The 8495-nt window shown below is 50.7% G+C and carries 5 protein-coding genes, 1 tRNA gene and 1 pseudogene; 4 read left to right on the forward strand and 3 right to left on the reverse strand.

Annotation, left to right across the window (positions count from 1 at the left end; all coding sequences use genetic code 11):
- From ABYT30_RS11900 to ABYT30_RS11910, 3 genes and pseudogenes are all read left to right on the forward strand, one after another.
- Nucleotides 1-895, forward strand: a pseudogene (locus ABYT30_RS11900) (DNA primase); the annotation flags it as partial.
- Nucleotides 896-1004: 109 nt separating this feature from the next.
- Complete coding sequence (gene rpoD / locus ABYT30_RS11905; RefSeq protein ID WP_373096654.1) at nucleotides 1005-2819, forward strand: RNA polymerase sigma factor RpoD; 1815 nt, start codon at nucleotides 1005-1007, stop codon at nucleotides 2817-2819.
- Nucleotides 2820-2901: 82 nt separating this feature from the next.
- Complete coding sequence (locus tag ABYT30_RS11910; RefSeq protein WP_373082635.1) at nucleotides 2902-3384, forward strand: hypothetical protein; 483 nt, start codon at nucleotides 2902-2904, stop codon at nucleotides 3382-3384.
- A 2-nt stretch (nucleotides 3385-3386) separates the two neighbouring features.
- Here the strand turns inward: ABYT30_RS11910 and ABYT30_RS11915 are convergent, their stop codons facing one another.
- From ABYT30_RS11915 to ABYT30_RS11925, 3 genes are read right to left on the reverse strand one after another with little or no spacing between them, the layout of a single operon-like run.
- Nucleotides 3387-5585: an ATP-binding protein gene (locus tag ABYT30_RS11915; RefSeq protein WP_373082638.1), complete on the reverse strand. Its 2199-nt coding sequence runs from the start codon at nucleotides 5583-5585 to the stop codon at nucleotides 3387-3389.
- Nucleotides 5582-5953 carry a response regulator gene (locus tag ABYT30_RS11920; RefSeq protein WP_373082640.1) on the reverse strand — a complete coding sequence of 124 codons (372 nt, stop codon included), beginning with the start codon at nucleotides 5951-5953 and terminating at the stop codon, nucleotides 5582-5584. Before ABYT30_RS11920 ends, ABYT30_RS11915 begins: the two co-directional genes overlap by 4 nt.
- A gap of 11 nt (nucleotides 5954-5964) precedes the next feature.
- On the reverse strand, nucleotides 5965-7836 hold the full coding sequence (locus ABYT30_RS11925) for an adenylate/guanylate cyclase domain-containing protein (RefSeq protein WP_373082643.1): 1872 nt from the start codon (nucleotides 7834-7836) through the stop codon (nucleotides 5965-5967).
- Nucleotides 7837-8101: 265 nt separating this feature from the next.
- On the opposite strand from ABYT30_RS11925, the gene ABYT30_RS11930 reads away from it, so the two are divergent.
- Nucleotides 8102-8178 (forward strand) — tRNA-Ile (locus ABYT30_RS11930).
- Nucleotides 8179-8495: the final 317 nt, after the last annotated feature.

Raw genomic sequence — 8495 nt, forward strand, 5'->3', positions numbered from 1 at the left:
CCTCGAAAATGCCCTACCCACCATGGAAGACGGCCGCCGCATTCGTTTCTTATTCCTACCCGAAGGCGATGACCCAGACAGCGTTGTTAATCGCGATGGCGCCGCGGGCTTTCAAAAACTCCTCGCCCAAGCCCAACCGCTGGAACAGTATTTTTTCGAGTCATTTAACAGCCAGACCGATCCCAGCACCCTCGAAGGCAGGGCGCGACTGAGCAAGCTGGCCCTGCCAATGCTGCAGTTATTACCGCCGGGGGTTTTCAGGCAGCTGATGCTCGACTCTCTAGCGGAGCGCACCGGTCTCAGCCGCCATGCACTAGATCAACTGCTAAGCGAAACATCACCAGCGCCACTACCCGCAGACAACCCGAGTCCACCGCCCAGCGAACCAAGCGCCCGCAGCACCAAGAAATTGGTTGCCAATCTACCCAGCAGCAGCCGCGACCCGCTGTTATTTGCGCTCGCCATGGTACTATTTAACCCCCGAGGTGCCGCGAGCCAAAACCTCGCACTCGACACCGACGGCGCCAGCCCCGCAGCAAGCTTACTAAGCGATATTTTAAACTTACTCAACAAGCGCCCCGGCTCAAGCACTGCCATGCTCCTCGGCCATTGGTATGGCCAAGCCGAATACGATATTTTAATCGAAGCACTTAAAACCATCGCCCTACTCGGCCCAGAACTTGATGACGAAAAAGCCAAGCTCGCTTTTTTAGACACCCTCAAGCACCTTTCCACACAGAAATCCCAGCTGCACTTACGCCAGCAAGTTGAGCAGCTACGCGAACTTGGACAGCTCGACAAAACAGCCGGTGACAACTACGCTGAACTAAACGACGACCTCAAAAGACAACTATTGGCCATTCAGCAGCTGCTCAACCAGAAACATCAACGCTAATACTTTGGCCATTACCCGAACGTAGCCGGAATTTACTGGTCGTATAGGGTACGCATAGGGTATAATTTGCGGCTGTTTTTCACCTGAACCTAGCGGGTAATTTGAAAGAATGAGTGACTCAAAGCATCAATCGCGCCTTAAACAACTCATTGCCAAAGGCAAGGAACAGGGTTATTTAACGTACTCTGAGGTTAACGACCACCTTCCGGAAGACATTTCTGATCCGGATCAGGTTGAAGAAATCATTCAGATGATCAATGACATGGGTATTCAGGTGTTTGAACACGCACCTGACGAAGATACCCTTATCATGTCTGGCAGCGACTCTCCAGATGATATTGCTGCCGCCGAAGCGGCTGCGGCACTGGCCGCCGTTGAAACTGAAACTGGCCGCACCACCGATCCAGTGCGCATGTATATGCGCGAAATGGGCACAGTTGAACTACTGACCCGCGAAGGCGAAATTGTTATCGCCAAACGCATAGAAGAAGGTATTCGGGAAGTCATGGCCGCACTGGCCTACTACCCCGGCGTCGTCACTGGCATCTTGGCACAATATGACAAAGTTGCCACTGAAGAGCGTCGTTTAGGCGACATCATGAGCGGCTACTTAAACCCTGCCGAAAATGTGCAATCGCCGCAGCAGCAGGCTGCTGCAGCTGCTGAGGCCGCCGAAGCAAACAACACCACTGCTGACGCAGAAGACGAAGACGAGGCAGTGTCTGGACCAGACCCAGAAGAAGCCCGCATCCGCTTTGCCGCCCTGCAAGAACAATCAGACAAGGTGGAGGCGTCAATTGCCGCCCACGGTCGCTATAGCAAGCAGACTGCAAAAGAATTGAATGAGCTGGGTGAGATTTTTAAATACTTCAAACTCACCCCAGCCATGTTCGACCCTCTCATTGAAGAGGTGCGCACCACCTTGAGCTCTATCCGCTCAATGGAACGCGAGATCATGACAATCTGCGTTAAAAATGTCGGTATTGATCGCAAAGAATTTATTCGCAGCTTTCAGGGCAACGAAGCTAACCTAAAGTGGGCCGACGAGCTACTTAAGAAGCACCCAAAGCTAGCTGACTACAGCGACGTTATTCGCCGCATCCAGAACAAAATTGCCTATATCGAAGAACGCCAAGACCTGACGATTTCCGATATCAAAGAAATCAATCGCCGGGTTTCTATCGGTGAGGCGCGCGCCCGCCGCGCCAAAAAAGAAATGGTCGAGGCCAACCTGCGTCTCGTTATTTCGATTGCCAAAAAATACACCAACCGCGGCCTGCAATTCCTCGATTTGATCCAGGAAGGCAATATCGGCTTAATGAAAGCGGTAGATAAGTTTGAATACCGTCGTGGCTACAAATTCTCGACCTACGCAACATGGTGGATTCGTCAGGCAATTACCCGTTCGATCGCCGACCAGGCGCGAACTATCCGTATTCCAGTACACATGATCGAAACCATTAACAAGCTAAACCGCATTTCGCGGCAGATGCTGCAAGAAATGGGTCGTGAGCCGACGCCAGAAGAGCTTGGCGAACGCATGGAAATGCCAGAAGACAAGGTTCGCAAGGTACTGAAAATTGCCAAAGAACCAATCTCAATGGAAACCCCGATTGGCGATGACGAAGATTCGCACCTAGGTGATTTCATTGAAGACGGCACCATCTCGTCACCGATAGAGTCAGCAACGGGCGAAGGCCTTCGCGAAGCGACCAAAGACGTTTTGGCCGGCCTCACCGCACGTGAAGCGAAGGTACTCAGAATGCGCTTTGGTATTGATATGAATACCGACCATACCCTGGAAGAAGTTGGCAAACAGTTTGACGTTACCCGGGAACGGATTCGCCAAATTGAAGCCAAAGCACTGCGTAAGTTGCGCCACCCAACTCGCTCAGATCATCTGCGCAGCTTCCTCGACGAGTAAAATCTGTTGTGGCCGAAACGAATTCGATTCGGCCACAAATTCAAACCGAGTGATTTAAAGACAGCACACGGAAAACAGATTTATGCCATACCGCCTTACTCGCCCATCCTTGCTCTGCACTCTTCTTGCCATTAGCGCCTGCCAAACTCCAGCAATACTACAAAGCCCTGAGCCTTCAGCGTTACTTCCAGCACTGCAACAGCTTGAAAATCAGCAATATCAAACAGCTGAAACCGAATTCCAAACAGCACTCAAAACCGACAATGAACTGCTGAAGCAACAAGCCTTGGCCGGACTGTGTTTAGTTCATCTACAAAACCAAGATATCAATGCGGCGACCAGCGCCCTCGACGAGCTTTACCTCCGCGCACTGCGTAAGCCGCAAAGTGATATCAGCCTCAGAATGTTGCGCCTAAGCTTAACGCTTAGCCTTGAGAACGCCCTGCACCTCGCTACTGAGAATCAAGCCCGTTTAGCCGCAGAGGCCAAGCAACTACAATTACACAGTGAAGCGCAGGCCTTACAACAGGCCCTTGAAAAACTACGCCAATTAAGCCTTCAATAAACCTAGTTTCGGTTCAAATACGCACCCAATTGGTCACACAAACTCTGAATATCAGACTCGGTCTGGGCCAACATGATAGGCACTTTGCGGCCATAGTCTTTACGTAAAAACGCCAAGAACTCAGTAACAGCATCAGCATCACTGTGCGGCCCCACCACCACTAACTGCCATGGCAAATCCTTTAGTAAAGCTTTGGCTTTGGCGACGTCAACACAGTGAAAAATTTGCCAGTACTCAGCGCCCGGCAACAAGGCAATCGCCTTTGACAAAGCGCCACCCTGTTCCAGCAGCAGCAAATTACCCACCGCCGTCGCAGGCAAAAGCTCGTGAACAGTCGCAGTTAAAACCGCGCTATCGACAGGTTTCACCAAATACTCATTAGCGCCAAGCAGCAAACTTAAATCGCGCTCATTGAGCATTGACAGCATTAACACCGGAACATCAGACAAGCCTGGATCACTGCGTAAATTGTGCAGGACCTGCCATCCATCCATACCGGGCATCATGACGTCGAGCAAGATAACGTCAGGACGCTGGCTTCTCGCCATGCGCATACCTTCGACGCCCGAATTAGCAAGGCGCACTCGATAACCCGCTTTTATCAAGGTTCTGGCGCTTAACTCCAACGCCGCTGGGTCATCATCAATGACCAGCACATCACCTATCGCGACACCATCAAACTCAGTGGCTAGGCCAAGCTCCTGCGCCCCCAAAGGCAGCCTCAACTCAAATGTCGAACCTTTACCAGGCTGACTTTCAACGGTAATGGAGCCCCCTAACAATTCAGCAAATTTACGCGAAATGGTCAAACCCAAGCCGGAGCCGCCGTACTGTTTTGTGGTCGACAAATCCGCTTGCACAAAGGCGTCAAATACCCGGCCGAGCTGCTCCTCACTCATTCCAATACCATTGTCACGAACTTGCGCAACAAGATAAGTACGACCATCCAAAGACTGCTCGGATACCGACAGGTAGACATCTCCCTGACGGGTAAATTTAGCCGCATTGCTCAGCAGATTCAAAAGCACTTGACGAAAGCGTGTCACATCGGTGCGAATCAGTTCACTTTGCAGATCAAAATGGCAGTGTAAGGTATTACCATTCTTAGCCATTAACGGCGCCATGGTAATCTCGACGTCGCGCAGGATCTCCTCCAATGCCACGTCTTCCCAGTACACTGCCATACGGCCAGATTCTATTTTTGAGATATCCAAAACATCATTAATCAAGGTAAGCAAATGCTTACCGGCGAGCTGAATTTTTGCCAAATCAGGTCGCAAACGTTCAACCGGCATCTCTGGCTCATCTTCAATATCTTCAAGAAGCATTTCCGAGTAGCCAATAATCGCATTCATTGGCGTGCGCAACTCATGGCTCATATTGGCCATAAAACCACTTTTCGCTTGGTTTGCAGCATCCGCGCGACGACTCGCCTCGCGCACCCGCGCCATAGCCTCACGCAGATTAGAGGCCATATCATCAAAAGATTTCGCTAGCTGCCCAAACTCATCATGGCCCATATCGCCAATACTATAATCGAAATTGCCACTACCCCATTCGGCAGTACCCTTTTGCAATTGGCGAATGGAGCGGCGGGTGTAACGGGTCATGTAATAACCGAGAATAAAGGTGGTGAGCAAAGCCAATAAAAACACGCCCAATGCGACCTTATTCGTCATACTCACTACATTGCGCAAGCCGACGTTTATTTCATCCGAGCGGGTCAGTAAATACCATTCATTGGCGCTAATTCGACTACTCAGCGCCTCGTACTCACGCTGCACCACCGCGGCATCAAGCTCATCACCCTGCTCTAAGAATTTACGCCAACGGCGCAACAACTGCTGCGCCTCCAAATATTGATAGCGGCCGTCTTCAAGATATTCTTGTAAGTCACCATTTAACTCTGCCTCCAAAGCCGACAAGGCTTCAATAGTGCTGAGTAGCTCCTGCAGCTCCTGCTCAGTAATACGATGCTGAATACCCGACCCCGACAGCGCCTCGACCACCAAAATTTTTCGGTGAGTGCTATACATCCGCTGACTAAAATCATTGAGTTCAGACTGGGTTCGAATCACATGCTGCAAAAGCCACACATTGCGACGACGGGTGTCATTACCCCATATCTGAATAAGGACACTGCCTAAAGACAAGACCAAAATAGCAACAAACGATAAAGTCAGGCGACGCGTAAAACTCATTCAGGCCGCCCTAGTAAGCGCTCTATTTTGCTCAGTAACCGCGGCAAATCCACGGGCTTGGTATCGTAATCGTCACAGCCCGCCTGCAGCGCACGCTGGCGATCGTCGGCCATTGCGTGGGCCGTTAGCGCAATGATAGGAATATGATTAAGTCCACCATCGGCCTTCATTTCACTTGCCACTTGCCAGCCATCTTTCACAGGCAAACTCATATCTAGCAAAAGTAATTCCGGCATTTCGCTTCGACACAGGTCAATACCCTGCTGACCATCAACCGCCAATAAAACCTCATAGCCTTTGCGCTGCAAACGCCTACTGAGCATATCTCGATTCATTTCGTTATCTTCAACCAGCAACACTTTTGGCATTTATTTCTCACTCAATATTTAGACGTCGATAATTCAAGCAGGGCTTCCCGTAAAGCTACCGATGCCGACGTCACTGTCAGCGTGTAGTTATTGCCTTTTATCTCGGTGACTTTGGCATAACAACTCTCAACTAATCCTTCTAAACGCACATCGGCCAACAGCGGCAGAGACTCGTCACTCAGCAGTCGCAATTGCTCTCCCGCCGCCGCCACAAGTTGAACAGCTACCTGCAACCCTGCTAATTTTTTGCCACTCATTAAACTTAAACGCAATGCCAATGGTGGCGACACTTCCCGCCAAGGTGTTTGACAAGCACCCAGCAATAAATCATAGGGCAAACCCACACCCAAAATCTCTAGCAGCTCCAGCGTATCGGCCACCCCTTTCAACGCGACCGTTACACCCTTCCCAGTCAGGACCTCGACCGCTGCCGCAGCCACAGTGGCCGGTGACGCCAATATTTGACCACCAACAGTACAGGATTCAATACGACCAGTAAGATTTACGTTGTGCCCCACTACGCCGTATTTTGACCGTAATTCAGAGCCAATATTACCGGCCACCACGTCGCCAGTATTCAGACCGATTCCAATCGCTATCTCTGGCAAACTGTCGGCACGGTTGCGCACATTGACTTCGTCTATCGCCAATTGCATGGCCACAGCACACGCCAAGGCCCGATCGCAGTCATCGTGATCGCTAACCGGCGCACCAAAGATCGCTAAAATTCCATCGCCAACAAACTCATCAACGGTACCGCGGTAGCGTTGAATGATCTCAGTCATTACGCCTAAATAATTATTCAGTAATTGCACACATTGCTCGGGCGCGAGCTGCTCACTGATCGCCGAAAATCCACGAATATCCGCCATCAAAATAGTGACTGTACGGCGCTCGCCGCCAAGCTTTAAACCATTATTATCGTCTAGCAGGCGCTGAACAATTTCATCAGACAAGTAGCGACCAAATACCTTGCGAATAAAACGCTGACTCTTTTCCAATTCAGCCAAATACTCCCGCTCCCTATCCTGCCACCGCTTAGCCTCCAACAGCGCGCCGATCCGCGCGCGCAGTAATGTAGCATTCACCGGCTTAAGTAAGTAATCACTTGCACCCGCATCGATGCACCGCACTGCTCCCTCCTCATCTTGCATCCCACTGACTACGACCACAGGAATTCGACGCAAGAACTCGTCGTTGCGAATGACCTGCAACACCTCATAGCCGTTCATATCAGGCATAACGAGATCAAGTAATACTAAATCTGGATTCGCACTGCGCATGATCTCAAGACACCGCGCACCGCTTGCCGCCTCTATGACCATGTGATCCTGACGCTGAAGCTGGTGGGCCAGTAAATCTCGACTGCTGTCATTATCATCTACCACCAAAATACTGCCGGTGAGATGATCGCGGTCATCACGAATAATGCCTCGCTTAAAACTCTGGAACATCGCCGCAATTGGATCAGCCTTAGACGACTCGCCAGACTGCAATGCGAAACTATCTAAACGCTCTTGAAAAAGCCGGGATTGATGGCGTATTTGGGCAAGAAACGACTGCGCTTCTGGGGCATCACAATCCTCGATCAGCATTTCACTGTAACCATCAACCAAACCGATGGCATTGCGCAGGTCGTGTCGCAACCGCGCAATTTCTGTCTCGGAGGACACTGTTAGCGATGAAACCACCTGCAATACATCAAGCATTTCAGTAGCAGCGCTAGCAATGCGCCGCGCATCCCCCAGCAAAGCGGCATCACCGGCAATTATCGGCAACTCTAGTAATGACTCGGTGTAGGCAGCGACCGACGCTAACGGCGCCTGCAAGGACTGGCGCTTATCATCTAGGTAGGCCTTTAAAATCCGCTCTTTATCGTCCAATGTCAGTTCCTTTAAAGAGACAATGTCTCGCCAATTATTGCACTTATATCCTACTTAAGCACAAAAATAGCACGGCACCTCAAAGACTTTCCGCGAATATGGACCTAAGGAAGCACTGGCCAACGGCGCTCACGCGCTTTATAATGCGCGCTGTTTTTCTAGTGTACTTGCTAAGACGTCGCTGACAACGACTACTACCGAACGGCTTGGGCAATTTGAACCTTAAAATGCGCTCGGGATTTTCGGTAGCCAAACAAAGAAAAATGGGCCTTTAGCTCAGTTGGTTAGAGCATCCGACTCATAATCGGCAGGTCCCCAGTTCAAGTCTGGGAAGGCCCACCATATCACCCCCCAAAAGAACACTTGGGGCTTTCTTCAAAGATATAACCTTCGGCTCGCTCTACCGGCCCTCGCTCTACCCAATAGACTTGGGATGGCCCTCATCTCACCCTGCTAATCACACCGTCCCACCCACAATGGGCTAGCACGCATAATCTGTTCAACAACTATTCACGTCGCGTCTTCAGCATTTCTTCGATCTGTCGCAATGACTTTCGATATCAGTCATTGCGGCGCGGAGTTCAAGCCGTCAACCCAGCGCATAAAAATTAGCATTAATAGCGCCGAGCCAACCATCCCTCGCAAAGAGCTCTTATCCC

The organism is Zhongshania sp. (assembly GCF_041623545.1).
In the GTDB taxonomy this organism is placed as follows: domain Bacteria; phylum Pseudomonadota; class Gammaproteobacteria; order Pseudomonadales; family Spongiibacteraceae; genus Spongiibacter.